This is a genomic window from Agromyces sp. NPDC057679, assembly GCF_042799635.1.
Lineage (GTDB): Bacteria > Actinomycetota > Actinomycetes > Actinomycetales > Microbacteriaceae > Agromyces.
Genome location: NZ_JBHVIK010000005.1, coordinates 313,841 through 339,368, shown reverse-complemented (window position 1 = coordinate 339,368; position 25,528 = coordinate 313,841). Strand labels below are relative to the sequence as shown.

General features: G+C 70.4%; 21 protein-coding genes, 1 tRNA gene and 1 other RNA gene. 9 read left to right on the top strand and 14 right to left on the bottom strand.

What is annotated here, in order from left to right:
* Positions 1-5: 5 nt before the first annotated feature.
* Together ACFVAJ_RS21035 and ACFVAJ_RS21030 are read left to right on the top strand one after the other, a co-directional pair.
* Positions 6-599 (top strand): energy-coupling factor transporter transmembrane component T family protein, encoded by a 594-nt coding sequence (locus tag ACFVAJ_RS21035; RefSeq protein WP_376947688.1) that lies wholly within the window; start codon positions 6-8, stop codon positions 597-599.
* A gap of 86 nt (positions 600-685) precedes the next feature.
* Positions 686-877 carry a hypothetical protein gene (locus tag ACFVAJ_RS21030; RefSeq protein ID WP_376947686.1) on the top strand — a complete coding sequence of 64 codons (192 nt, stop codon included), beginning with the start codon at positions 686-688 and terminating at the stop codon, positions 875-877.
* A 75-nt stretch (positions 878-952) separates the two neighbouring features.
* Here ACFVAJ_RS21030 and ACFVAJ_RS21025 read toward each other — a convergent pair.
* The 4 genes from ACFVAJ_RS21025 to ACFVAJ_RS21010 form a co-directional block, all read right to left on the bottom strand.
* Positions 953-1,025: transfer RNA gene (locus ACFVAJ_RS21025), tRNA-Lys, on the bottom strand.
* A gap of 102 nt (positions 1,026-1,127) precedes the next feature.
* The gene (locus ACFVAJ_RS21020; protein ID WP_376947684.1) at positions 1,128-3,452 is read right to left on the bottom strand and encodes an MMPL family transporter; all 2,325 of its coding nucleotides are present in this window, start codon (positions 3,450-3,452) and stop codon (positions 1,128-1,130) included.
* Between the two features lie 110 nt (positions 3,453-3,562).
* Positions 3,563-9,148 carry a cell wall-binding repeat-containing protein gene (locus ACFVAJ_RS21015; RefSeq protein ID WP_376947682.1) on the bottom strand — a complete coding sequence of 1,862 codons (5,586 nt, stop codon included), beginning with the start codon at positions 9,146-9,148 and terminating at the stop codon, positions 3,563-3,565.
* Between the two features lie 333 nt (positions 9,149-9,481).
* A complete protein-coding gene (locus tag ACFVAJ_RS21010) occupies positions 9,482-9,811 on the bottom strand; it encodes a hypothetical protein (RefSeq protein WP_376947680.1) in 330 nt (109 codons plus the stop codon).
* A gap of 117 nt (positions 9,812-9,928) precedes the next feature.
* Between ACFVAJ_RS21010 and hisN the strand changes: the two genes are divergently transcribed.
* From hisN to ACFVAJ_RS20995, 3 genes are all read left to right on the top strand, one after another.
* The gene (gene hisN, locus ACFVAJ_RS21005; protein WP_376947678.1) at positions 9,929-10,720 is read left to right on the top strand and encodes a histidinol-phosphatase; all 792 of its coding nucleotides are present in this window, start codon (positions 9,929-9,931) and stop codon (positions 10,718-10,720) included.
* Between the two features lie 5 nt (positions 10,721-10,725).
* Positions 10,726-11,658, top strand: a complete 933-nt coding sequence (locus ACFVAJ_RS21000) for an LLM class F420-dependent oxidoreductase (protein WP_376947676.1) — start codon at positions 10,726-10,728, stop codon at positions 11,656-11,658.
* Between the two features lie 177 nt (positions 11,659-11,835).
* Positions 11,836-12,360, top strand: a complete 525-nt coding sequence (locus ACFVAJ_RS20995; protein WP_376947674.1) for a septum formation family protein — start codon at positions 11,836-11,838, stop codon at positions 12,358-12,360.
* 70 nt (positions 12,361-12,430) lie between these two features.
* Here the strand turns inward: ACFVAJ_RS20995 and ACFVAJ_RS20990 are convergent, their stop codons facing one another.
* Complete coding sequence (locus tag ACFVAJ_RS20990) at positions 12,431-13,414, bottom strand: DMT family transporter (protein ID WP_376947672.1); 984 nt, start codon at positions 13,412-13,414, stop codon at positions 12,431-12,433.
* 81 nt (positions 13,415-13,495) lie between these two features.
* Here ACFVAJ_RS20990 and ACFVAJ_RS20985 point away from each other — a divergent pair, with 81 nt between their 5' ends.
* Positions 13,496-14,407: a LysR family transcriptional regulator gene (locus ACFVAJ_RS20985; RefSeq protein ID WP_376947670.1), complete on the top strand. Its 912-nt coding sequence runs from the start codon at positions 13,496-13,498 to the stop codon at positions 14,405-14,407.
* 120 nt (positions 14,408-14,527) lie between these two features.
* Here the strand turns inward: ACFVAJ_RS20985 and mgrA are convergent, their stop codons facing one another.
* Positions 14,528-15,580 (bottom strand): L-glyceraldehyde 3-phosphate reductase, encoded by a 1,053-nt coding sequence (gene mgrA / locus ACFVAJ_RS20980; protein ID WP_376947668.1) that lies wholly within the window; start codon positions 15,578-15,580, stop codon positions 14,528-14,530.
* A 357-nt stretch (positions 15,581-15,937) separates the two neighbouring features.
* Between mgrA and ACFVAJ_RS20975 the strand changes: the two genes are divergently transcribed.
* A complete protein-coding gene (locus ACFVAJ_RS20975) occupies positions 15,938-16,498 on the top strand; it encodes a hypothetical protein (protein ID WP_376947666.1) in 561 nt (186 codons plus the stop codon).
* Between the two features lie 41 nt (positions 16,499-16,539).
* On the opposite strand, the gene ssrA is transcribed toward ACFVAJ_RS20975, so the two are convergent.
* Positions 16,540-16,908, bottom strand: a transfer-messenger RNA (tmRNA) gene (gene ssrA, locus ACFVAJ_RS20970).
* 167 nt (positions 16,909-17,075) lie between these two features.
* Here ssrA and ACFVAJ_RS20965 point away from each other — a divergent pair.
* Positions 17,076-17,744, top strand: coding sequence for an SIMPL domain-containing protein (locus ACFVAJ_RS20965; RefSeq protein WP_376947664.1), 669 nt, complete (start codon positions 17,076-17,078; stop codon positions 17,742-17,744).
* Positions 17,745-17,752: 8 nt separating this feature from the next.
* On the opposite strand, the gene ACFVAJ_RS20960 is transcribed toward ACFVAJ_RS20965, so the two are convergent.
* The 6 genes from ACFVAJ_RS20960 to ACFVAJ_RS20935 all read right to left on the bottom strand — a co-directional run bounded on the left by ACFVAJ_RS20960 (position 17,753) and on the right by ACFVAJ_RS20935 (position 24,361).
* Positions 17,753-18,490 carry a tyrosine-protein phosphatase gene (locus ACFVAJ_RS20960; RefSeq protein WP_376947662.1) on the bottom strand — a complete coding sequence of 246 codons (738 nt, stop codon included), beginning with the start codon at positions 18,488-18,490 and terminating at the stop codon, positions 17,753-17,755.
* A gap of 60 nt (positions 18,491-18,550) precedes the next feature.
* Positions 18,551-19,027 (bottom strand): SsrA-binding protein SmpB, encoded by a 477-nt coding sequence (smpB, locus tag ACFVAJ_RS20955; RefSeq protein ID WP_376947660.1) that lies wholly within the window; start codon positions 19,025-19,027, stop codon positions 18,551-18,553.
* A gap of 72 nt (positions 19,028-19,099) precedes the next feature.
* Entirely contained in the window at positions 19,100-20,011 is a 912-nt protein-coding gene (gene ftsX, locus ACFVAJ_RS20950) for a permease-like cell division protein FtsX (RefSeq protein WP_376947658.1), read from the bottom strand.
* Complete coding sequence (ftsE, locus tag ACFVAJ_RS20945) at positions 20,008-21,111, bottom strand: cell division ATP-binding protein FtsE (protein ID WP_376947656.1); 1,104 nt, start codon at positions 21,109-21,111, stop codon at positions 20,008-20,010. The genes ftsX and ftsE overlap by 4 nt, the downstream gene beginning before the upstream one ends.
* A 91-nt stretch (positions 21,112-21,202) precedes the next feature.
* Entirely contained in the window at positions 21,203-22,681 is a 1,479-nt protein-coding gene (locus tag ACFVAJ_RS20940) for a Na+/H+ antiporter NhaC family protein (RefSeq protein WP_376947654.1), read from the bottom strand.
* A gap of 24 nt (positions 22,682-22,705) precedes the next feature.
* Positions 22,706-24,361 carry an amidohydrolase gene (locus ACFVAJ_RS20935; RefSeq protein ID WP_376947652.1) on the bottom strand — a complete coding sequence of 552 codons (1,656 nt, stop codon included), beginning with the start codon at positions 24,359-24,361 and terminating at the stop codon, positions 22,706-22,708.
* Between the two features lie 149 nt (positions 24,362-24,510).
* Here ACFVAJ_RS20935 and ACFVAJ_RS20930 point away from each other — a divergent pair, with 149 nt between their 5' ends.
* Positions 24,511-25,203, top strand: a complete 693-nt coding sequence (locus ACFVAJ_RS20930) for a TetR/AcrR family transcriptional regulator (RefSeq protein ID WP_376947650.1) — start codon at positions 24,511-24,513, stop codon at positions 25,201-25,203.
* Between the two features lie 28 nt (positions 25,204-25,231).
* Here ACFVAJ_RS20930 and ACFVAJ_RS20925 read toward each other — a convergent pair whose 3' ends face one another.
* Positions 25,232-25,432, bottom strand: coding sequence for a hypothetical protein (locus ACFVAJ_RS20925; RefSeq protein WP_376947648.1), 201 nt, complete (start codon positions 25,430-25,432; stop codon positions 25,232-25,234).
* Between the last annotated feature and the right edge of the window lie 96 nt (positions 25,433-25,528).

The following is a 25,528-nucleotide window of genomic DNA, read 5'->3' as shown; positions in this document are numbered from 1 at the left end:
ACCGGATGATCGGCGTCTACCACCCCGGCGACTCGCTCGTGCATCGCACCCCGGCGCTCGTGAAGCTCGGGCTGCTCGCGGTGCTCGTCACCGTCGTCGCACTGCAGAGCTCCCTCCTCGCCCTCGGCATCGCCGCGGGGGCGACCGCGCTGCTCTTCCTCCCCGCCCGGCTGCCGGCATCGGCCGTCTGGGGCCAGATCGCCCCGATCCTGTGGGTGCTCGCCTTCGCGGTGCCCGTGCAGTGGCTGTTCGCCGGTTGGGAGGCCGCGGCGACGATGGGTCTGCGACTCGTGATCGCGGTCGCCCTCGCGGCCCTCTACACGCTCACGACCCCGGTGACGGCGACGCTCGACGCGATGCAGACCCTGCTGCGACCGTTCCGGCGCTGGATCGACGCCGACCGGGTCGGCCTCGCCCTCGCCCTCGCGATCCGCTGCGTGCCGCTCCTCGCCGACATCGTGCGCGAGGTGCTCGAGGCGCGCAAGGCCCGCGGGGCCGAGGGCTCGGTCGTCGCGCTCGCAGTGCCGGTGATCGTGCGTGCGCTGCAGACCGCCGACCACCTCGGCGAGGCGCTCATCGCCCGCGGCTTCGACGACTGAGCGCCGGCGCGGATGCTCTCGCACCGTGCCTCCTCCACCGTTCCGGCGCGAACGGGAGTACCGTTCAGCTCATCAGGAGGCGCGACATGGACTGGACCGGTTGGCTGGCACTCGTCGTCCTGCTCGCAGCCTGGTGCGTCGGCCAATGGCTGTTCACCCGGCACCGCGGCACCACCCGCCCGCGGCAGCCCGTCGACGATGGCTCCGGCGTGGCGAACTCGGTCGACGTCGAACGCGAGAAGTCGATGCGGCAGTTCCGCGGCACCATCATTCCGTGATCCGCGCGGACAGCCGCGGCCGGCCGATCAGGAAAAGAAAAGCCCCGATCCTGGCGAGAGGATCGGGGCTTTCAGTGCACCCCCAGGGACTTGAACCCTGAACCCACTGATTAAGAGTCAGTTGCTCTGCCGATTGAGCTAGAGGTGCATGATTCGGATGTTTTGTTCACAACCCGAACCGAGGCACTACGTTATCAGGTCATCGGGCCAGAATGCGAATCGAGCCACGGACGGGCCTCTCCACGCCGAATCACCCGCCTTCGGTTCGAGCGAGCTCCCGCGTCGGAGCGGCCGGTTCCGCCGGGTCCGCCGGGTCCGCCGAGTCCGCCGGGTCCGCCGCTCCGCCCTCGGCCCGCGCCATCGCCGGTGCCTTCGAGAGTCTGCTCGGCCACCACGCCGTCGGGCCGAGCTCGAAGACGAGTGCAGGCACCAGCAGCGTCCTCACCAGGAAGGTGTCGAGGAGCACGCCGAACGCGACGATGAAGGCGATCTGCGCCATGAACAGCAGGGGAAGCACCCCGAGCGCGGCGAAGGTCGCGGCCAGCACGATTCCCGCGGAGGTGATCACGCCCCCGGTGAGGACGAGGGCGCGCAGCACCCCCGTGCGGGCGCCGTGCACGATGGCCTCCTCGCGCGCACGGGTCATGAGGAAGATGTTGTAGTCGACCCCGAGCGCGATGAGGAAGACGAAGGCGAAGAGGGGCACGGTGGGGTCGGCGCCGCTGAACCCGAAGACCGTGTTGAAGATCACGGCGGAGAAGCCGAGGGCGGCGGCGTACGACAACGCAACGCTCCCGATCAGGACGAGCGGTGCGACGACCGCCCGCAGCAGCACCATGAGCACGACGAGGATCGCGAGGAGCACGAGCGGGATGATGAGCGAGCGGTCCGCGATCGCGGCCTCGCTGCCGTCGATCTCGATCGCCGTCTGCCCCCCGACCAGGATGCCGGGACTCACCTCGTCGAACGCCTTGCGGAGCGCGAGCACGGTCGCCGCGGCCGCCTCGGTATCCGCAGCGGTGGTCAGCGTGACCTCGAGGAGCGCGCGGTCGTCGACGACGATCGGGGCGAGCGCGATTCCGGCTCCCTCGGCGAACGGCTGCACCCCCTCGGGCGTGATCGGCGTCGGGCCGCCGAGTGTCGCCACCCGCACGGAGTCGACGCCGTCGACCTCCAGTGCGGTCGCCGTCGCCTCGAGCATGGCGTCGGTGCCCGTGACCACGATCACCGGGGTGCCCGCCCCCGCCGGATAGTGCTCGGCGATCGCGTGGAGGCCGTCGCGCGCCGGTGAGGACCCGAGCACGTATTCGCTCGATGGGGCACCGTCGGCCCTCAGCTGCGTGAGGCCGAGCGCCATCACCCCGAGCAGCAGCGTCGAGAGGACCCAGGTCGCGCGCGGGCGCGCGGAGACCACCCGGGCGAGACGCGCCCACAGGCCCGGTCCCGCGAGCACGTCGGGCTCCTCGCCCGCGGCGGCGCTGCGATGCGCGACCCGCCGTGGCCAGAAGGCCGTGCGACCGAGCCACAGCAGCAGCACCGGCAGGAGGGTGAACGCCGCGAGCAGCGCGAACACGATGCCGATCGCGGCGATCGGGCCGAGCGTCCGGTTCGAATCGAGCCGGCTGACGAGGAGGACGAGCAGCGACACGATGACCGTCGCGCCCGAGGCGAGGATGGGCTGCCACGAGTTGCGCAATGCCTCGAGCGTCGCTCCCCAGCGCGATCGGTGGTGTTCGAGCGCCTCCGTGTAGCGCGAGACGTAGAGCAGCGAGTAGTTGGTCGTCGCACCGATGACGAGGATCAGCAGGATCCCCTGCGTCTGGCCCGCGAGCAGGATGGCTCCGCTCCGAGCGAGTGCCGAGACGACGATGATCGACCCGCAGAGCGCGCAGAGACTCGTCGCCAGGACGACGAGTGGAAGCAGCGGCGACCGGTAGACGACGATGAGCACGATGAGCACGGCGCCGAGCGCGACGAGCAGCAGCAGTCCGTCGATGCCCGAGAATGCCGTGATCACGTCACTGGCGAAGCCGGCCGGCCCGGTGACGTAGACCTCGATCCCCTCGGGGACCAGCGCGAGCAGTTCTGCCCGAAGCTCGGTCACGGACTCATCGACTGCGCCTGCCGCGTCGACGGGGATGACGAACTCGGCCGCGTGGCCGTCATCGGAGACGATCATCGGCGTCGCGCTGAAGGCCTGCACCCCCGCGATCGGCTCGAGCCGATCGACGGCGATCTCCAGTCGGCTCTCGTCTGCGGCGGTGAGCGGTCGTCCGGACTCGAACACGACGACGGCGTACGTCACGCCTTCGAGGGCGAACTCGTCGTGCAGTGCGTCGACCCGCGTCGACTCGGCCGAACTCGGAAGGAACTGCACGCGGTCGTTCGTCGCGAGGTCGTTCACCTGGCTGAACATCCGGCCCCCGACGAGGAAGACCACGATCCAGACGAGCGCGAGGGCGATCGGGACCCCGACCCGCATCCAGCGGGATGAGCTGCCCGGAAGCCCCCGGGAGGTGGGAACCGAAGCGGCCGACCTCGTGCCGGCGATGCGGGGAGGGCGCTGCGTCTTCATGGTTCATCCTTCGGCGCATGGGGTCGGATGCTTCGTCGTCGCCGTGCTCGGGATCGAACGGAGGTGCGGGGCCCGCGCATCGCAGACCCCGCACTCGGTCACTCGCCCGATCAGCCTCCCGGCGGCGAGTAGGGCGCGGACGTCGGGCTCTCGACGGTGCCGAAGAGGTCCGTGTAGGTGACCTGGACGGTGAGCGCCGTCCCGGCATCCGCGTCACCGGGCGTATAGGTGCTGTTCGTCGCCCCCGCGATGGGAGCTCCGTCGCGGAACCACTGGTAGGTGAACCCCGGATCGTCCTCGTTGAACCCGTCCGCGTCGAGCGGCGCCTGCACGGTGAGCAGCCCGCTCGGCGAGACGATGATCACCGGGTTCGTCGGCACGTCGTTGACGTTGCCCACCGGGTTCGCCGTCGGTGCCGATGTGGCGGTGTACACGATGCCGTCGGCATCCTGATACGTCACCGTCGCCCTGAGCACGTAGCCGACCGCGAGGTCGTTCGGCGTGAAGGTCACCGGGCTGATGGGCTGACCCGCCGGCACCGTGACCGTCGAGAGCAGCTCCCACTCGGAGATCTCGCCACCCTCGCCCTCGCCGGCCCACCACGTGTACGTGGCGTTGCCGAGACCGGTGAGGTCGATGGGCTCGAGCGTGTCGGCGTCGACGAGCGTCGCCGTGATCGGCGCATCCTCCATCGGGCTGTCGGTCGACAGCTGGATCACCGCGGTGACTTCGCACACCTCCCACTCGCCCGCATCGTTGAGCGCCGCGCAGTTGTCGGCGAACTGCAGCGTCTCGAAGCCTCTGATGACGTCGACGCCATCGGACTCCTCGGCCTCCTGCACCTGCGTGTGGGCGATCTGCCAGTACCCGTCGGGGAGTTCGGTGATCTCGTACGCCTCGAACGGGTTGTTGTAGAACGCCGTGTCCACGGAGCCCGCGACATCCTCTTCATCGATAACGATCTCGCGGACGATGTCGAGTTCGCCGGGGTTGATCTCGCCGCGGAAGACCGCCGCCTGCACATCGGCTGCGCTGTCGTACCGGGTGCCGTCGGCATCCACCAGCTGTACTCGGAGCATCGCGTCGCCGTCGAGGAAGTCGTTGCCGCCCCGACCTTCGACGAGGTCGCTTCCCACGCCGCCGACCATGATCTCGTGGACGCCGTCGGTGTCGCTCTCCGGCGTGCCTCGCATGAACGGCGCCGCGTAGTCGAACGGTGCCCCGCTCGGCCGGATCAGCTCCTCGAGCCCGTCGATGAGGTCGATGCTCGCCTGCGTGGCCTTCGTCAGCGGGATCTCATTGTCCATGAGGTCGTCCGGCGCGACCATCGCGCCGCGGAGCGAGTCGTCGCCCTGGCCGCCCGAGAGCGCCTCGAGGTGATCGAACCGCGACGGCAGCGGGTTCTGCTGCTGGAAGACTCTGGAGAACGCGAAGTCCGCATTCACGTTGTTCGTCTCTCCGTAGTACGTCAACCAGTCGAACCCGAGGTTGCCGAGGTGGCGGTCGGTGCCGACGGACTTGCCGACGAGGATATCGTCACCGCCTTCTCCCTCGATGTCGTCGTTGCCGAGACCGCCGATCACGACGTCATTGCCGCCGAGCGTGTCGGTCTGGAACTGATCGGCGTTGTCGGCCTGCAGCAGGTCGGCGTGACTCGAGCCCTCCACCCAGTCGTTGTGCTCGCCGCCGAACACGGTCATCCGACCGGATGTGCCGAGGACCACGTCGTCGCCCAGGCCGGAGAACGTCGTCTTCGGATCGCCGCCGCCCATGATGAAGTCGTCGCCGAGGCCGCCGATCGTCAGGTCGATGCCCGGCCCGGCGTTGATCGCGTCGTTGCCCTGCTTGCCCTTGAGGTTGTCGTCGCCGAACGAGTCGGTGATGATGTCGTCTCCGGGCCCGCCGACGAGGGCGTCGTTGCCGGCCCCGCCTTCGAGGACGTCGTCGCCGCTGTAACCCCAGAGCGCGTCGTCGCCCTCATCGCCGCGGATCCGGTCAACCTCGGGCGTGCCGTGGACCTCGACGTGCTCGTCGCCGTCCCAACGCCACGTGCCGTCGGACTCCTCGAGCAGGCCCTCCGGCAGCGGGTCCGGCAGGTTCTCGAGGTCGAGGATCGGGTCGTGCAGCGCGAAGATGTCGGCCGGGAGGTTCGAGGCGTTCGTGTTCCGCTGGATCAGGTCCGAGAAGGTGTTGCCCTCGAGCCCTGCGAACAGCTGCTGTCCCTGGTTGCGGAACAGGTAGTAGAACCGGTCGCCGAACTGGAGATTCTCGAGCTGCTTCTCGAACACGAAGTTGAACGTCGATCCGAGCATGCCGCCGAACGGGTTCAGCCGTTCCGCGAGCCCGCCCATCCAGAAGTCGACGTTCTCGAGGCCGGTGACGGTCTCACCTGCCACGTTCACGTACGCCCCCCGCGAGTACATGAAGTCGAGCCGGTCGTCCGGAGGCTGCAGCGGCTCGGGCGCGAAGGTCGCGAGTGCCAGCTCGGTCGCGGCCGAGATGACCCCGGTCCCACCGAGGATGTGGATCGATGTGGGGTCGAGGCGCGTGAGCTCGGCCCGGATCGCGGGGGTGAGCCCGCTGGGCGGGACGATGATCAGCGGAGCATGGTTGATTCCGGCGACGGGGCTCGCGGCCAGTGCGTCGGGGAAGTTCGCCCCCGTCGCGACGTAGACCCGATCCGCCCCGTCCGGGAAGAATCGCTTGCTGATGGCGAGCGCCGTCGCGTAACGGTCGGCTCCGCCGATCCTGACGACACTGCCGTCGGTGAATCCGCGGAGCTGGCCGGCCACTCCCGCGGAGACCGCGCCGGTACCGCCCAGCACGACGATCTCACCCGGATCGAGGGTGTTCAGCGCCGCTGCCGTGCTCGGCGGGATCGAGCCGGGCCGGACGAGCAGGATCGGCGAGCCGTCCCGGGCCGCGACCGCGGCACCCGCGAGTGCATCGGGGAAGTTCAGGCCGTTGGCGATGAACACCCGCTCCACCCCGGGATCGAACTCCGACGTGCTGATGCGTGCGGCCGTCGCGAACCGGTCGGCTCCCGACAGCCTGGTGACGGGCGCATCGGTCGTCGACACCTGGTTCAGTGCCGTGATGGTGCGCGGTCCGACCACTCCCGGGCCTCCGAGCACGACGATGCGCTCGGGCTTCAGGCTGCGGAGGGCCATGAGGGTCGCAAGCGGGATCTCACCGCTGTCGGTCGGTCCGGCGAGCAGGATCGGTCCGCCGTTCGCCGCCGCGGCCGGACCGCCGGCGAGCGCGTCCGGGAAGTTCATCCCGGGCGCGATGTAGGCGACGGGAACCGGAGCGTTGAACGCGTGCTCGGCGAGGAGCTGCGCGGTCTGGAACCGGTCGCTGCCGGCGAACCGCGTGACGAACTCCTCACCGAGCGGAGCGCCGTTGACGAGCAGTGCGGCCGCGAGCCGCTTCTCTTCGAGGGTGTCCGCAGCGAGGATCGTCTCGTGCGTGCCGTACGCCGCGACGAAGTTCACGAGCGAGGCGTTGTTGCCCCCGCGGCCGAAGTTGTTGCCGTTCTTGATGTTCTGGCCGAAGTCGAACCAGTTCGCGTACGGCCTGAGGCTCGGCTCGTTCGTCGCTGCGAAGAACGAGCGTCGCGCGTCCTGCAGCGGGGGGATGCCGACATCGCGTCCGCGCAGCAGGTTCATCGTCGGAAGGTCGAGCGGCAGGCCCAGCAGGTTGTTGCGGAGCGTGTCGACGACGTGCTCGTCGATCTGGCTGCCCACCCGTGCGGTCATGCCGTTGATGAGCGACCCGGCGGCATCCTCAGGCGAGAGCGTGCCGTCGAGGTCGTACTCGCCCGGATTCAGGAAGCCGTCGAGCAGTGGCACGTCCTGCAGATCCTGACCGCCGTCGACCGGCTCGCGGCCGATCTCCTCGGTCATCATCGAGTGCCCGAACCGGTAGACGACGTGAGCGAACTCGGCGAAGATCGCCGGGTTGACGCCCGCGTTGTAGCTGTTCTCGTTGAAGACCACCTCGTCGATCGTCGGGGCGATCTTGCGGCCGAACTCCTCGAACACGAGGTGCTGGTACTGCATCTCGGTCGCGAACTTCGCCGCCTGGAAGAGGCGCTGCTCGTACGTCCAGTCGTCGGCCTCTGGCTGAGGGAGCTCCTGCCCGGCCTTGAGCGACGGGTAGGCGTGCGCCTCGCCGCGGAACGCCTTCGCGAACTCCTCCATCGTGTGGTCCGGGATGTCGGGGTCGGTGCTCTCGAGCTCGGGCATCTCGCCGGCCAGGAGCGCTTCGAGCTGCCCGACCATGCGGTTGTGCTCGGCGTGGAACACGTGGTGCACGGCGGTGAGGCCGATGTTCTCGTTGACCCGGCCGTCACCGGCGACGAAGTGATCGCCGAGCGCGACGTTGTCGTATCCCGACAGGACCGGGTCGCCGTTCTCGTCGAGGACGGGAGTGCCGTCCTCGTTGAAGCGCGGGATCAGCTCACCGGTCGTCTCGTCGATCACCGGAGTCGCGCCGTGCGCGATGTCGTCGAGGAAGGCGTGTCCGGTGCCGAGGGCGTCCGCCGTCGAGACCGGGTCGGCCGGGTCGCCCTCCACGAAGGCGACACCGCCCTCAGCGGTCTCGTCCGCGACGGCGAGCTGGGGCAGTCCGCGCTCCGGCCCGGGAACGAAGTGGCCGTACTGGTCGGTCTGGACGAGCGGGATGTCGAGCAGGTCGGCGTCGGTGAGTTCGATGCCGAGCACGCCGCTCGCCTGTGCCTTCACGTCATTCCACGTCGCGAGCCCGCCGTTCTCCGAACCTTCGAGCAGGTTCGGCGAGGTCGTGCCGTCCTCGTGGTATTCGCGGAGGAACACCTGGTGCGACGGGTGCGAGGTGTAGGTCTGGTTCTGGTCGATGAACGGCGACGTGAGGTTCGCGTGCTCGGTCGTCGGGTTGCCGGCGGAGTCCTCGATCCGATCCGCTCGCGTGAGCGTCAGGAAGTTCGTGTTCGAGCCATCGACGTACAGCGGGTCGTCGGGCTGGAGCGGCACGATGAGCGTGCCGTTGCCGCCCTTGTCGACGAGGTCGAGACCGTGGTCGAAGAACTGGCCGAAGAATCCCATGAACGTGTTGAAGGGCGCCGAGAGCTCTTCGTCCGGCGCGGTGTTCGGAATGACCACCCGATCGGTTCCCGGCACTCGGATGGCGGTGCCCGCGTCGACCTGGTTGACGATCGCCGGGTTGCCGACCGTCTGGTCGACGATGAGGTTCGAGATCGTGCGCGGGTCGGCGTCGTAGACGATGCCGTCGGTCTGCTCGTAGCAGGTCACGCCGGGGTCGCACATCGAGGTGTCACCGGGATCCGGTGCGTCGGCCGGCTGCGGGTCGGCCTGCCGCCACTCGGCGGGCAGCAGCCGTGGGAACGGGTTGTCGGCCGCACCGAACTCGGAGCGCCCGGCGAGCAGGTTGTTCTCCGACCCGTCGACCGTGCGCACACCGAGCGTGCGTGCGTCGCCGTTGACGCACTTGCCGCTCTGGTCGGTCGTGGAGGCGCAACGCAGCGGGTTGCCCGCCGCGTGCGACTCGGAGATCTGGATCTGGCGGAGGATGAACTCCAGGTCGTTCTGCGTGAGGACGAATGCCGGAGTCTCGTCGGTGGCCGCGGCCGCCGGTGACGAGGTCGAGTAGGCCTGGAGCGAGAGCATGCTCACGACCATCACGATGGCGGTGAGCATGGCGAGGACGATGCGGCGGAGCGGCCTCGTCCCAACGGGTTCGAACACTGATACCGGATGCGCCGGTGCGAAGGGCTTCATTGCCATTCCTCCATGTCGGCCTGACGGGAACCACCAGTGACGGAGGTGACCGCGAAGCCCGCTCCAGTGAGGAATTGTCGGGTCGGATTCCCTCACCACTGCCCGTTTTAGGGCGCACGAAGATGAATGGTCAATGAATTGAAGGTGAATCACCCTCGTTTTGGGGGACAGCGTCTTCCCCTTTTCGGGGGACAACGATGTCGACCCGGGGCCGAGGATCGACCCCATGCCGCGACGCTCGATGAGCGCCGATCAGCGGAGCGGAGGGCCGCGTCCGGGATGCAGGCGGGCGGGGCCGCGATCGCCCGAGCGCTCCGGTCGGCGGGCCTTCCTCAGCACCGAGGCGGCGAGCGCGGCGACGCCTGCCGCGGCGACGGCGGAGTCGTCGGCTGCCCCGTCGTTCGTGGGCTCGACGGGCTTCGGTTCGCCCTGCTGGACCGGCTCGCGCTGCTCGGCGACGATCGGCTCGGCGCCGAGGACGTCGAAGGCGGGGCTGAAGGCGAGGAAGGCCGCGACCAGGAGACCGAGCGCGGCAGCGGCGAGCGCCACCCAGCGCACCACGCGTCCTGCGTCGGTCTTCACTGCGGATCGCCTTCCGCTCGCCCGTGCCTGACGGGAATGCCCGACAGGCTACACCGCACGGGCGGAGCCCGCTACGGGCGCCACGAGCCGGAGCCGGGCCCCCGTACGCTGAATTCCATGACCGCCTACGCCGATGATCTCGCCCTCGCACTCGAACTCGCCGACCTCGCCGACGCCGTCGCGCTCGCCCGGTTCCGCGCCGCCGATCTCTCCGTCTCGACGAAGCCCGACCGCACCTTCGTGACCGAGGCCGACCTCGCCGTCGAGCGCGCGATCCGCGATCGACTCGCCGAGGCCCGCCCGGCCGACGGCATCCTCGGCGAGGAGTTCGGCACCGAGGGCGACTCCTCGCGCCAGTGGATCATCGACCCCATCGACGGCACCTCGAACTTCCTGCGCGGCGTCCCCGTCTGGGGCGCGCTCATCTCGCTCGCGGTCGACGGCGTGCCGGTCGTCGGCGTCGCCTCCTCCCCCGCGATGGGCCGCCGCTGGTGGGCCGCCGCGGGCGGCGGGGCCTTCACCACGGATGCCCCGGGCGCCGAGCCGCGTCGCATCTCCGTGTCATCCGTGGCCGAGCTCGGCGACGCCTCGCTGAGCTTCCAGAGCATCGCGCAGTGGCGCGACGCCGGGTACCTCGATCGCCTGCTCGGGCTCGCCGAGCAGGTCTGGCGCGACCGGGCCTACGGCGACCTGTGGTCGTACATGCTGCTCGCCGAGGGCCTCATCGACATCACGGGCGAGTTCGACGTGAAGCCGTACGACCTCGCCGCGCTCGTGCCGATAGTCGAGGAGGCGGGCGGCCGGTTCACCTCGATCGCGGGCGAGCCCGGGCCGTGGCACGGCAGCGCCCTCGCGACGAACGGGCTGCTCCACGACGCCGTCCTCGACGCGCTCGCCGACCGGGACTGACCCCGGTGGAGCTCTGCATCTTCACCGAGCCCCAGCAGGGCGCCGGCTACGACGAGCAGCTCGCCCAGGCGCAGGCCGCCGAGCGGCTCGGCTTCGACGGCTGGTTCCGCTCCGACCACCTCTTGCGCATGGGCGCGGGCGACCCGATGCCGGGCCCGAGCGACGCGTGGACGACGCTCGCCGGGCTCGCGCGCGAGACGAGCCGGATCCGCCTCGGCACGCTGGTCTCGTCGGCGACGTTCCGCCACCCCTCGCTCCTCGCGATCCAGGTCGCGCAGGTCGACGCGATGTCGGGCGGCCGCGTCGAGCTCGGGCTCGGCACGGGATGGTTCGCCGAGGAGCACACCGCCTACGGGCTGCCGTTCCCGCCGAAGCGCTTCGACCTCTTCGAGGAGCAGCTCGAGGTGATCACGGGGCTCTGGTCGACGCCGATCGGCGAGCAGTTCGACTTCGCCGGCGAGCACTACACGCTGAGCGGCTCGCCCGCGCTGCCGAAGCCCGTGCAGCAGCGCGTGCCCGTGATCGTCGGCGGCGCCGGGCCGCGACGCACGCCCCAGCTCGCCGCGCGCTTCGCGACGGAGTTCAACCTCGGATTCCGTTCGGAGCATACGATCGCCGAGGCGTTCGAGCGCGTGCGCCACGCCTGCGAGGAGATCGACCGCGACCCCGCGACCCTCTCGACCTCGGTCGCCCTGCCGACCGTCGTCGCCGACGACGATCGCGACTACCTGCGACGGCTCGCGGCGATCGACGAGAACCCCGCCGAGTTCGCCGAGGTGAACATCGCGGGCTCCCCCGAGGCCGCCGTCGAGAAGCTCCTGCGACTGCACGAGCTCGGCGCGGATCGGGTGTACCTGCAGCTCGTCGACCTCCGCGACCTCGACCACCTCGAACTCATCGCCACCGAGGTCGTTCCGGCGCTCCGCGCGGCCCTCTGATCGTCTCGGCGAGGCGGGATGCCTCGTGTCGGTGCCGCTCGATAGGCTGACCGCGATCCCTCGACGACGCCGGGCCGGCAGGCCCTCGATCGTCGCTGCCCGGCGGCGTGATCCCGCGCGCCCCGAGAGCGAGCCGGATCAGACCCGAACCGACCCGAATGACCGAAAGGCCACCACGTGAACTCCACCTCGCGCCGCGCGCTCACCCGCATCGCCGTCGCCGTCACCGCGATCGCCGTCGCCGTCCCCCTCACGGGCTGCAGCATCGTCCGCGACGTGCTGGGCGGCCCCGCCCCGCAGCCCGAACGCGACGAGACGACGCAGGAGATCGTCGCGGAGGGCGACGCCGACGTCTTCGCCATCCGGGTCGGCGACTGCATGAACGAGGCGACCGCCGAGACGGTGAGCGAGGTGCCGGTGGTGCCGTGCGACACGGCACACGACGAGGAGGTCTTCTACGACTTCACGCTCACCGGCACCGAGTTCCCGGGCGACGACGTGGTGCAGACCCAGGCCGACGAGGGCTGCTACGCCCAGTTCGCCGAGTTCGTCGGGCTCGCCTACGAGGAGTCGACGCTCGAGTTCTACTCCTACCGCCCGACGGAGGACGGCTGGACGCAGCTCGACGACCGCGTCGTCTCGTGCATGATCTACGACCCGGCGGGCCAGACGACGGGCACCCTCGCGGGCGCAGCCCGCTGATCGGTTCGAGGATGCCGCGTGGCCGATCGGTGATCGGCCACGCGGCATCCTCGTCTCGTCGGGGCCTCGGTCACGAACTCCGCGGACGCGACGCGCGGCGGCTCAGGGCGACGCCGATGAGGCAGAGCGCGCCGCCCACCATGCCGAGCACGGTCGGCAGCTCGCCGAGCAACGCCCAGCTCAGCAGCACGACGATCGCCGGCACCGCGAGGGTCGCCGAGGCGGTGACACCGGCGGGGCTCCGCTTCAGCACGTACGCCCAGAGCAGGAACGCGACCGCCGACGGGAAGATGCCGAGGTAGACCATCGCCCAGACGGCCGGGGCTGGCGCCGCGCCCACCTCGACGACTGTCTGCGGCAGGAACGGCAGCAGCACGGCCGCGCCGATCGCACAGCCCACCCAGGTCGCGCTCAGCGCGTCGGCCTCGCGGAGCGCGACCTTCTGCACCAGCACGCCGAGCGCATAGAGCACGGCGGCGAGCACGCCGAGGGCGATCCCCAGCGCGTCGGCGTGCGCGCCCACCCCGCCGGTCGCGATGATCACGACGCCGGCGAACGCGACGAGCAGGCCGACGACGAGCGGCCGCGGGAACCCCTCCTTGAGGAACACGCCCGCCGCGACGGCGACGAGCAGGGGCGCGATGTTCACGAGCATCGCCGCCGTGCCCGCGTCGAGGTGGCGTTCGGCGAGGTTCAGCACGAGCGTGTAGCCGGCGAACCAGAGCACGCCGTAGACGGCGACCAGCACGAGCGTGCGTCCGCGCGGCAGCGGCGGTCGCCGGATGAGCGCGACGGCGACGAGGGCCGCGGTGCCGACGAGCTGGCGACCGAGCGCGAGCGGACCGGGCGAGATCGCGTCGCCGACGAAGCGGATCGCGATGAACGCCGAGGCCCACAGCGCGAGCACCACGAGCATCGCGCCGAGCACCTTCCAGCGGATCGCCGAGGCCGCGGGAGCGACCGGCGCCGCGATCGGCGGGGCCGGTGCCGCCGCGGGCGTCAGTGGGATCGGCGTCGAGATCGTCTCTGCGGGGTCGGGGGTGGTGCGTGGCATCCACCCAGCCTGACGGGAGGATCACGTCAGCACAAGTGAACGATGCTTGGCTTCGATTCAGTGAAACTGTACGATCGAGGAATGGTCGACCCCCACCGACTCCAGATCTTCCGGGCCGTCGTGCAGACCGGCTCGATCAACCGCGCCGCCGAGCGGCTCGGCTACACCCCCTCGGCAGTGAGCCAGCACGTCAGCGCCCTGCAGCGCGAGACCGGGCTCACCCTCGTCGAACGGCGCGGGCGCGGGATCGTGCCCACCTCCGCCGGCGTCGCCGTCGCCGACCGGGCGGCCCGCGTGCTCAACCACCTCGCCGACTTCGACGGCGCGCTCGACGACCTGCGCGCCGGCCGAAGCGGCACGCTGCGCATCAGCTCGTTCATGTCGGCCAACCGAGCCTGGCTGCCGGCGATCGTGGCCGAGCTCAGCCGCGAGTTCCCGCTGCTGCGGCTCGAGCTCAGCATGCTCGAGCGACCCGGGCGGCCGGCCGGCGAACCCGACCTCGAGCTCTACGTGGCCGAATCGGTGCGCGGCGACCGCGACCCGGCGATCGCCGACGGCTCACCCGACGGCTACGACCTCGAAGAGCTCCGCACCGAGGGCTACGTCGTCGTCATGCCGGCCGGTCACCCGCTCGCCGAGCACCCGACGGTCGACCTCGCCGAGCTCAGCGGCGACCCGTGGATCGACAACGACGACAGCCACGGCACGTGCCGCGAGATCATCGTCTCGGCCTGCGCGGCGCTCGGCTTCGCCCCGAGGTTCCGCCTGCACGCCCCCGACTACACGAGCGCCTTCGACTACGTCTCGCACGGGGTCGGCATCACGGTGCTGCCGCGCCTCGGGGCGATCGACCTGCCCGCGGGCGTCGTGATGCGACCGATCGCCGACGAGGCCGCGAGGCGGCGCATCATGCTGCGCGTGAAGCGGTCGATGCGCACGCACCCCGCGGTCGAACGGGCGACCGCCCGCCTGCGAGCGGTCGCGGCGGGCTGATCGGCGGCTGACGGGCGTCGGACGTCGCATCAGGGCGACGCCGAGGACGCTCCGGCCCCTCGGGCGGCGACGCCCGCTCAGTCGCGCCGCAGTCATGCGGCAGTCGCGCCGCAGTCGCCCTCAGGGACGCAGCGTCGGCAGCGGGCCGCCGCCGCGGGCATCCGCCCAGAGGTCGACGCCGGCGTCACCCGCGAAGCGATCGATCTCCGCGAGCTCCTCGGCGCCGAACTCGAGCCCGTCCAGCGCCGCGACGTTCTCCTCGAGCTGGGCGACGCTCGACGCGCCGATCACCAGGCTCGTGACCCGCTCGTCGCGCAGCGCCCACGCGAGCGCGAGCTGCGCGAGCGACTGGCCGCGCCGCTCCGCGATCGCCGCCAGGCCCCGGAGGCGATCGAGCGTCTCGTCGGAGAGCATGCCGCGGTCGAGCGAACCGTCGCTCGCGGCGCGCGAGCCCTCGGGGATTCCGCCGAGGTACTTGCCGGTCAGCAGGCCCTGGGCGAGGGCGGTGAAGCCGATCACACCGAAACCGTCGTCGGCGGCGGCGTCGAGCAGCCCCTCGGTCTCGATCCACCGGTTGAGCATCGAGTACGAGGGCTGGTGGATCGTGAGCGGAGTGCCGCGCTCGGCGAGCAGCCGGGCGAGCTCGCGCGACGCCTCGGCACCGTACGAGGAGATGCCGACGTAGAGCGCCTTGCCCGATCGCACGATGTGGTCGAGGGCCGCCGCGGTCTCCTCGAGCGGCGTGCCGGGGTCGGGGCGGTGCGAGTAGAAGATGTCGACGTAGTCGAGGCCGAGACGGCCGAGCGACTGATCGAGGCTCGAGATCAGGTATTTGCGGCTCGCGCCGGCCCCGTAGGGCCCCGGCCACATGTCCCAACCGGCCTTCGTCGAGACGACGATCTCGTCGCGGTAGGGGGCGAGGTCGCTCGCGAGCAGGCGCCCGAAGTTCGCCTCGGCGGCCCCGTAGGGCGGACCGTAGTTGTTCGCGAGGTCGAAGTGCGTGATGCCGAGGTCGAAGGCGCGGCGCACGATCGCCCGCTGAAGGTCGAGGGCGCGGTCGTCGCCGAAGTTCTGCCAGAGCCCGAGCGAGAGCAGGGGCAGCCGGAGTCCGGAGCGCCCGGTACGGCGGTAGGGCATGCGGTCATAGCGGGCGGCGTCGGCGAGGTAGGGCATGCGGCAATGCTAGCCAGCGCGTCCGGCGGCAGACACCGAGCCGTGTCGGCGCACCTGACACGGTGTCGATTCGTTGTCGCAGGAATCGCCGCGACGGCCATTCCGGCGAGCTGCGTGAAGCTGGCAGGATCTTCATCCATCGCGACGCTCTCCCCCGGCGCCGCGAAGGCCCGACGAAGGATCCGATGATGGACGAGCTCCAGCCCACCCCGTGGTACTGCCCCGACGGCGACTGCGACTACTGCGGAGGCGCGTTCACCGACTGACGGGGGCGCGGCCTGCGATCCGGCCGAGCATCGGCCGAAGCACGGTGTCAGCACGGAGTGATCGGTGATCCTCAGCGAGTAGGGTGCGGCCATGGAGCTCATCGGGGCGGCTACGACGCCGGTGGCGTGGAACTGGGTGACATTCGGCCAGACGGTGCTGGCGACGTTGATCGGTGCGACAGTGGCGCTCCTCGGGGCATGGTGGCTCGCCAGGATCGAGCGACGCTCGCGCTACGAGGCTCGACTTACCGACGCCCTGGTGAAGGTGGTCAATGCAGCGTCGGAGATCGGCGGTCGGGTGTTCGAGGAGAACAGGCTCACCCCGCTCAAGGTCGCTGGCTTCGACCACAGCGAAACGCCGTTGACGATGGCCCTCGACGCGTCGACGATGGTCGCCCGCGGCGAGAACAAGAAGACGATGTATGCGGCGATCGCGCTGACCGTGCTGTACACCCCGGCGACGGCATCCGGGCGCATTCTCGTGCTCGAGGAACTGATCCGAATCATCGGCTACTGGCGAACCGGCGAGCTGAACGATCGCCAGACTCGGGATGCGTTCGCGGCCGCCATCTCGAAGGTCAAGGCCGACCCGCTCGCGATGCCGCATGACGACGAAGCTGAGCGCAGCGCAAGCGAACGTGGGCCGCGCTAGACGACCCGACGACGAGAACCACAACGTGCGACAACGACCGATGGTGGAGATGGGGGGAATTGAACCCCCGTCCATCGCTGAGTTTCCACGCCTTCTCCGGGCGCATCCTGTGAAGGCGTTCTACTCGGCCCCGACCTTTGCCACAGGCACCTAGGTCGACGGGCCCAGCCTGAAGAAGTCCCGCACGTCGCTCAGGCGACGACGCGCAGCAAGTTCCCTAAATGACGCCAGCGACCGGGGCGGGAACAGACCCGGGCTGACGGACTATCGGGCTCGCTTAGGCAGCGAGGGCGAAGTCAGACTGCTTCTTATTGGCAGTTATTGGTTTGCAGAGATCGTTTACGAGATAACCCTGCATCCTCGGCCCGCTTCTCGTGGGTACGCAGACGATGTCGAAACCGATCATCCCCATGTGACGTCGAAGAATTCGACGGGCCGTTGTCGCACGCTGTGGAGTTCTCAAGATCGGGCGAACCCGATTCACGGCGAGCATTCACCTCTCGATGACTGCCCGGCCTTACAGTCTAGAACAGGCGCGTCCGCTCCGCCATTCCCGAGCGGGCATCTGGAGGACTCTGTGGCAACCGTCATCGCCGTGCGCGGCACCGCCGAAGAACGCATCGACCCCGAGCTGGGCGCCGTGGCGCTCACGGTCGGCGTCTCAGAACCCGATCGCGACACCGCCCTCGCACGCACCACCGAGGCGCGCGAGCGCCTGATCGCCGAGATCCGCGAGCTCGAGGCCGCAGGCGTCCTCGACACCTGGTCGGCCGGCCAGCTGCGGGTCTGGTCGCACCGCCCGTGGAACAACGAGGGCAAGCAACTGCCCCTCGTGCATCAGACGAGCGCCGAGGTCGAGATCGTCTTCACCGATCTCGAGCGGCTCGGCGAATGGGTGAGCGGCGCCGGCATCGGCGAGACCGTCGCGATCGGCGGCATCGACTGGCGGCTGACGGATGTCTCGCGCCGACGCGTGCAGGAGCTCGCCCAGCGGGCGGCCGTCGCCGACGCCCTCGAGAAGGCCCGCGTGTACGCCTCGGCGCTGGGCCTCGGCGCGCCGGTGCCGGTCGAGCTGGCCGACACCGGCCTGCTCACGGCGCACCCGGCGCCGCAGCCCCGTGGCGAGCGGATGTTCGCCATGGCGGCCTCGGCCGACATGGGCGGCGGCACGGGCGCGGAGTTCGCCCCCGCGAAGCTCGTGATCGAGGCCTCCGTCGAGGCGCGCTTCGAGGCCGCGGCGGTCTGACCCTCGGGTCAGCGCACCTCGACGAGCAGCGTCTCGAGCGCGGCGAGCTCGCCGAGTTCGAGGCCCGAGGCGAGCAGGTACTCGCGGGTCGAGCCGTGCGCCCGCTCGACGGTGTCGAGCACGCCCTCGATCGCCTCGCGCGGGCTGCCGCCCATGAGCGTGCGAAGCTCGGGAGTGTCGGCCACCCCGTACCGGCCGATCATCTCGACCATCTCCTCGAGCCATTCCCCCGCGAGGTTCGCCTCGGTGCGGGCGTAGTCGTCGATGACCGACTCGCGGTCGACGCCGACGGCCATCAGCGTGAGCGCGACGACGATGCCGGTGCGGTCCTTTCCGGCGGTGCAGTGCACGACGACGGCGCGGTCGCCCGCGCTCGCGATCTCGCGCAGCGCCGAGACGACGACGCTCGCGTGCTGGGTGACGATGCGCTCGTAGAGCGCCTCGAGCGAGATGCCCCCCGCACCCTGCGACGCCCCGGAGCCCTCGAAGACGGGCAGCCGCAGCACCTCGACCTCGAGCCCGTCGAGGTCGTCGGGCATCATCTTCGCCTCGTTGTCGTCGCGCAGGTCGATCACGATGCCGACGCCGAGCTGGCGCAGCTCGGACTTGCCCGCCTCGCCGAGGCGGTACAGGCCGTCGGAGCGGTAGAGCACGCCGTCTCGCACCACGCCGCCGCGCGCAGGCAGCCCGCCGACGTCGCGGAAGTTGAACGTACCGGGAACGGGGATGCGGGACTGCGTCTTCATCGAGCCGAGCCTACCGCGCAACGCCCTCGGCGAAGCTGAGCAGTCGCCCCGAGGTGACGGCTACTCGCCGAGGTTCTTGCGGCTCGACATCGCCCGGTCGGCCTCGCGCTTGTCCTGCCGCTCGCGCAGCGCCTGGCGCTTGTCGTACTCGCGCTTGCCCTTCGCGACCGCGAGTTCGACCTTCGCGCGGCCGTCCTTGAAGTACAGCGACAACGGGACGAGCGTGTAGCCGCCCTCCTTCGTCTTGTGGCTGATCTTCACGATCTCCTGCTTGTGCAGCAGCAGCTTGCGCTTGCGTCGCGGGGCGTGGTTGTTCCAGGTGCCCTCGGTGTACTCGGGGATGTGCACCGCGTCGAGCCAGAGCTCGCCGCCGTCGATGAACGCGTAGCCGTCGACGAGCGAGGCACGACCCTGTCTGAGCGACTTCACCTCGGTGCCAGAGAGCACGATGCCGGCCTCGTAGGTGTCCTCGATCGTGTAGTCGTGGCGCGCCTTGCGGTTGGTCGCCACCACCTTCTGACCGCTTTCCCTGGGCACGGCTGGCTCCTTCGATTCGAATCACGGATGCCCCGGGGCATCCGAGACAGCCGTTCAGTCTAGCCCGTTCCGTCAGACCTTCAGATAGCGGGTGATCGCGATGCCCGCGGAGGCCGCGGCGAGCAGCACGCCGACGACGACGAGCAGGGGCACCACGAGCAGCGCGTCGCTGAGGCTCACGAAGGTGAACGAGAGGTTCTCGGCGAGGTATCCCTGCACGAAGAGCTGCACGATCGCCACGACCGCACCGCCCGCGAGCAGCGACCCGATGAGCCCGGCGAAGACGCCCTCCAGCACGAACGGCGTCTGGATGAACCGGTTCGATGCGCCGACGAGTCGCATGATGCCGAGCTCGCGGCGTCGCGAGAACGCCGAGAGCCTGATCGTCGTCGCGATGAGCAGCGCCGCGGCCACGAGCATCACGACCGCGACCGCGATCGCGGTGTAGCTCGCGGTGTTCAGGGCGTCGAAGATCGGGTCGAGGTAGCGGCGTTGGTCGACGACCTGCTCGACGCCCTCTTTACCCGCGAGGCTCTCGATGATGACGTCGGACTGCGAGGGGTCGACGAGGTTCACCCAGAACGCCTCGGGCAGCACCTCGGGCGTCACGTAGTCGGCCGACGGCGTGCCCTCGAACTGCTCCTGGAAGTTCTCGTACGCCTGCTCGTGGTCCTCGAAGTAGAACTCGTCGATGAACGGCGCGAGGGTGTCGCTCTCGAGCTGCGCCTCGACGGCGGCCTTCTGCTCTTCACTGGCCTCACCGGCGACGCAGCCCTCGGCGGTCGACAGCTCGGTGCAGAGGTAGACGGCGACCTGGGCGCGGTCGTACCAAAATCCCTTCATCTGGGCGATCTGCAGCTGCAGCAGCGCGGCGGTGCCGACGAAGGTGAGCGAGATGAAGGTGACGAGCACGACCGACACCACCATCGAGGCGTTGCGACGCAGGCCGTTGGCCGCCTCGCCGAGCACGAGACCGAGCCTCATTTCGTCGGCCCCACTTCCTGGTCGTCATCGCCTTCCCGGGGGCCTCCCGGGGCCCTGAGCCCGAGGCGTTCGGCGAGGGTCAGATGTTCGGATGCCGCGGGCTTGCCGCCGCCCTTCGGCGCGAGCTTCTCGGGGTCGACCACGATCGCCCCGGTCGCGGCCTTCGTGATCTCGGCGGCGGCCTCGGTGACCTCGTCGGTCGCCTCGGGCTCGACGTAGAGCGGCTCGGCGTCGCGCATGATCTCGGGGGTCACCTTCGGGGCGGCGTGGCCCGTCGCGCTCATCGAGCCGGCGGCCGCCGCGGCGCCGACCGCTGCGGCCTCGTCGCCGTCCGTGGCATCCGTCTCGTCGGACTCGCCGGTGGGCTCGCCCGAGCCGTCGCCCGTCTCGGGCACGTAGTCGATGTCGCGGACGGTCTGGCCGTCGTAGCCGGCGCTGCGCTCGTCGCGCACGATCTCGCCCGCCGAGAGCTCGATGACGCGGCGACGCATCTGGTCGACGATGCCGGCCTCGTGCGTGGCCATGACGACCGTCGTGCCGCCCGCGTTGATGCGCTCGAGGAGCGTCATGATGCCCGCGCTCGTCACCGGGTCGAGGTTGCCGGTCGGCTCGTCGGCGAGCAGGATCTGCGGCTTGTTGACGATCGCCCTGGCGATCGCGACGCGCTGCTGCTCACCGCCCGAGAGCTCGTGCGGCATGCGCTTGGCCTTGCCGTCGAGGCCGACGAGCTTCAGCGTCTCGGGCACCGCCGACTGGATGAAGCCGCGCGACTTGCCGATGACCCGCAGGGTGAACGCGACGTTCTCGAAGACCGACTTGTTCGGCAGCAGCCGGAAGTCCTGGAAGACGACGCCGAGGTCGCGCCGGAAGTACGGCACCTTGCGCGTCGAGATCTTGCCGAGGTCCTGGCCGAGCACGTGGATCCGCCCCTTCGTCGGCTTCTCCTCCTTGAGGATCAGCCGGAGGAAGCTGGACTTGCCGGAGCCCGACGCACCCACGAGGAAGACGAACTCGCCACGCAGGATCTCGACCCCGATGTCGTTCAGGGCGGGCCTCGATTGGCCGGAGTAGGACTTGGTGACGGAGTCGAAGCGGATCATCGTGTTCGAGCCTAGGCAGGGCGAACCCAAAAGTGGGCAGCGACACCGGGAATCGGTGTCGCCGCCCACCGGATCGGGACGAGCGGCCGGGTCAGAGCCCGAGGAACCCGACCACGAGGTAGCCGACGAGGCTCAGCGCGGCCGCGATGGCCGCGTACGGCAGGATCGCCGTCATCAGGTTGAGCGGCTTGATGCCGATCGACCGCGACGCGAGGATGATGCCGTCGCCGTAGAGGCACGTCGTCGACCCGAGGGCTGCGCCCGAGAACACGGCCGCGCCGGCGATGATCGGGTTCACGTCCATCGCGAGCGCGAGCGGGATCACGATGGGGGTGATCACGGCGGCGAGGTCCCAGAACGAGCCGGTCGCGTAGGCGTAGACGCCGCAGACGAGGAACACCATGGCGGGCAGGAGCGCACCGATCATGACCGGCTCGGTCGAGGCGATCACGAAGTCGGCGAGCTTCAGGTCGATGTTCATGTGCTGCACCATGAACGCGAGCGCCGTGAGCACGATGACGAAGAGCATGCTGCCGACGCCGTCGAACGCGGCCTCGAACACGGCCTTCACCTTGAGCCGTCGCTGCACCGTGTACATGACGATCGCGACGAGGAGCGCGGCGACGGTGCCCTTCAGCACGTCGACCTCGGTGAGGATCGTGACGGCGATCATGACCGCGATGGGCACGAGGAAGTTCCAGGGCCGGGGCTTCGCGAGCTCGGGCGCACGGGTCGCCACCGCAGCCGGCGCGGTGCTCGGCGCGGGTGCGGTCGCGACCGCGCGTGCTCCCCCGTCGCCGACGACGGCGAACTCGCCCACCTCGGCGTCGAGGGGCAGGGCGCCCTCGGCGGCGCGCTCCTCGTCGGTCGTGCCGAGGGGGAACACGTCGCCGGTCGCCTCCCCACGTGCGAGGTCCTTCTTCAGCACGCCGAGCTTCGGGAAGACGCCGAACGCGACGAGGGCGGCGATCGCGAGCGCGATCCAGCCGAAGAAGATGTAGGGGATCGCCTCGAGGTACGCGCCGAAGCCCGAGCCGTTGGCCGTCACGCCCTGCGCCTCGAGGAGACCGGCGAAGAACAGCGCCCACGTCGAGAAGGGCACGATGACGGCGATGGGCGCCGCCGTGAGCTTCATGATGGTGCCGAGCTCGGTGCGGGGCACCTTGTAGTTGTCGGTGACGGCCTTCATCGAGGTGCCGACGGTGAGCACGTTGAGGTAGTCGTCGACGAAGAGCACGATCGCGAGCAGGAAGCTCAGGACGGTCGACTTGCGCCGGGAGTTCACGAAGCGCTCGGCCCACGCGGCGAACTCGCGCACGGCGCCCGAGCGCTCGAAGAGCGTGATCAGGATGCCGAAGAGCACGACGACGAGCATGAGCCACTGCAGCGTCTCGTCGGCCATGGCCGAGCCGAAGTAGCCGATCCAGGAGTCGAAGAAGCCCCAGCCGCCGAGCAGCACGGCGCCGACGAGGGTGCCGCAGAGCATGGCGAAGAGGGTGCGTCGGGTGAGCACCGCGACGACGAGGATGATGACGACGGGGAGGAGCGCGAGCGCGCCGACGTCTTGCATGGTTGCCTCTGATTCGAAAGGGGGTCAGGCGGCGGATGCCGCGGTCAGGGGTCGCCCGTCGACGATCGTCGTCAGCACGGGGAGGTCGAGCAGTTCGTCCGCGCCCACCTCGAGCGGGCTGTCGGCCCACACGACGAGGTCGGCACGGCACCCCGGCGCGATGACGCCGAGGTCGCGATCGCCCTGGGCGAGCGCCGCCCACACGGTGTAGCCCTGTAGGGCCTCGTACGGCGTGAGCACCTGGTCGGGCTCGAACACCGGGGCATCCGGGTTGCCGGGTTCGCGGCGGAGGCGCGCCCAGGCGAGGCCGATGCGCGCATCGGTCTGCGCCACGGGCCAGTCGGAGCCGAGCGCGACGGGCGCGCCGGCGTCGATCATGTCGCGCACGCGCCAGCCGAGCGCGGCGCGTTCGGGGCCGAGTCGCTCGGCCCAGAAGTCGGAGCCGTCGGCCTTGCGCCACTGCATGTGCAGCGGTTGCACCGAGGCCGTGATGCCGCTCTGGGCGAGGCGGGCGAGGTCGCGGTCGGCGAGCAGCTCGAGGTGCTCGATGCGGTGCGGCGCACCCTGCGCCGACTGCACGCCGGCCTTGAGGTAGGCGTCGATCGTCGTGCCGATGGCACGGTCGCCGATCGCGTGCGTCGCGATCTGGAACCCGGCCTCGCTGTAGCGGGCGACGACGCGTTCGAACTCGTCGGGGTCGGCCCAGAACGAGTGCAGGCCCTCGCCGTGGGTGTCGGGCTCGTAGAGCCAGCCGGTGCCGGTGTCGATGACGCCGTCGTTGAAGAGCTTCACGAGCCCGCCGCGCCAGCGGCGCCCGCGGCGGTCGCGCTGGGCGAGGTAGCGCTGCGTGCGCTCCTCGTCGTAGCCGGGGTTGTGCGCCATCGCCGAGACGATCCGCACGGGCAGCAGGCTCGGCGCCTCGGGGTCGTCGGATGCCCCGCCGTCGAGCTCGTCGAGGAGGTCGAGCGTGCCGGGGTTGCCGTCCATGATGCAGCCGCCCGTGATGCCCGAGGCGGTGAGGGTGCCGAGGATGTCGCGTACGCGCTCGAGGGTCTCCTCGCGGGTGTACTCGGGCGCGGTGCGCAGCACGATGTCGAAGGCCGAGTCCTCGCGCAGGGCGCCGGTCGGCCGCCCGGTCTCGTCGACCACGATCTCGGAGGTGTCGCCGAAGCTGCGCGGCCCGGTGATGCCGGCCCGGCGCAGGGCCTCCGTGTTCGCCAGCGCCGTGTGCCCGTCGAAGAACATGAGGAAGGCGGGTGCGCCGGCGGTGGCGTCGTCGATCGCGGCGGCGGTCATGGGCAGCGCGGTGAACACGTCGTAGTCGATGTTCCAGCCGCGCACCCAGCCGCCGGCGGCGCCGCCCTGCACGCGACGGGTCTCGTCGCGGAGCATCTCGAGGAAGCGCTCGGGGTCGCGCACTCCCGCGAAGTCGACGCCGACGGCGAGCTCGATGCCCTGGATCGGGTGCATGTGGGCGTCGATGAGCCCGGGGGTCACGGAGGCCCCGTGGAGGTCCTCGACAACGGTGCGGGGACCGCGGAACTCGGCGAGGGTGGCGGCGTCGCCCACCGCGAGGATGCGTCCGGCGCGGATGGCGATCGCCTCGGCGACGGGCTGGCGGGGGTTCATGGTGATCACCCGGGCACCCACGAGAATGGTGTCGGCGAAGCTGCGCTGCATGTTGCTCGTTTCCGCGCCGTCGCCCTCGTTGGCCGGCTGCGCAATTTAACGTGATTAAATTCGGGCACACGTTACTCCGCGCGCGCCGCGCGACCAAATCGACCCCGACCGCACCCCACACCCCGACCTCGACCCGATGAAGGAGCCAGGTGACCCCGACCCCCGCGAAGCGCACCGCAGGCCGCCCGCGCACCCCCGTGCTGAGCGCCGAGCAGATCATCGACGCCGCGTTCACGCTCGCGAAGACGGCGGGCCCCGAGGGGTTCACGATGGCTGCGCTCGCCCGTTCGCTGTCGGTGCATCCCCCCGCCCTCTACCACTACTTCCGCGGCAAGGCCGATGTCGTGCGCGCGATGCGCGGCCGAGTCGCCGAGCTCCTCGACGTCACCGGTTTCGACGACCCGGCCACCCGGCTCGACGACGCCGTGCTGCGCTGGGCGCACTCGTACCGCACGGCGTTCGCCGCGCACCCCGCCGGCATCGCCCTGCTCGCGACGACCGCGATCGACGGTCAGGAGCGCTCGGTGCTGAACTACGAGTCGATCACGCGGCGACTGCTCGCCGAGGGCTGGCCGTCGAGCGGCGTCGTCGACGCGATCGTCGCGCTCGAGTCGTTCATCATCGGCTCGGCGCTCGACGCCCTCGCGCCGGCCGACATCATGTCACCGGGCTCGGCCGCGGGCGTCGCGCCCGAGTTCAGCCGCGCCGAGGCACGACGCAGCGTGCGGGCCGCGGCACGCGGCATCCGGCTGACCGACCGCTCGTTCGAGATCGGGCTGCTCGCCCTGCTCGCCGGGCTGCCCGCGTCGCTCGCGGCGGCCGACGCGGCCGAGCGGGGCTGACTCCGGGGCGCCCAGGGCTCCCGGCTCGCTACGGCTGCTCGCGGGTGGAGGCGATGGCGTCCTCGATCGCCGCGTCGTCGTAGCCCGCGGCCTCAAGCGCGCTGCGCAGCTCGGCCTCCTCGGCCTCCTCGGCCTTGGCGAGGTGCTCGCTGCGTCGCTCGCGCGAGGCCCGCAGCACGCGGTCGAGGTTGAAGCTCACGAACTCCGTCACCGGCTGGGTGAAGTCCACTGGCGTCTCCTTCTCGACCGTCGCCTGCGGGGCGGACACCCTGCAGCGTTGGCCCAGAGCGTGGCAGCAGAACCCGGGAGTCGGCTGTGACCGGCC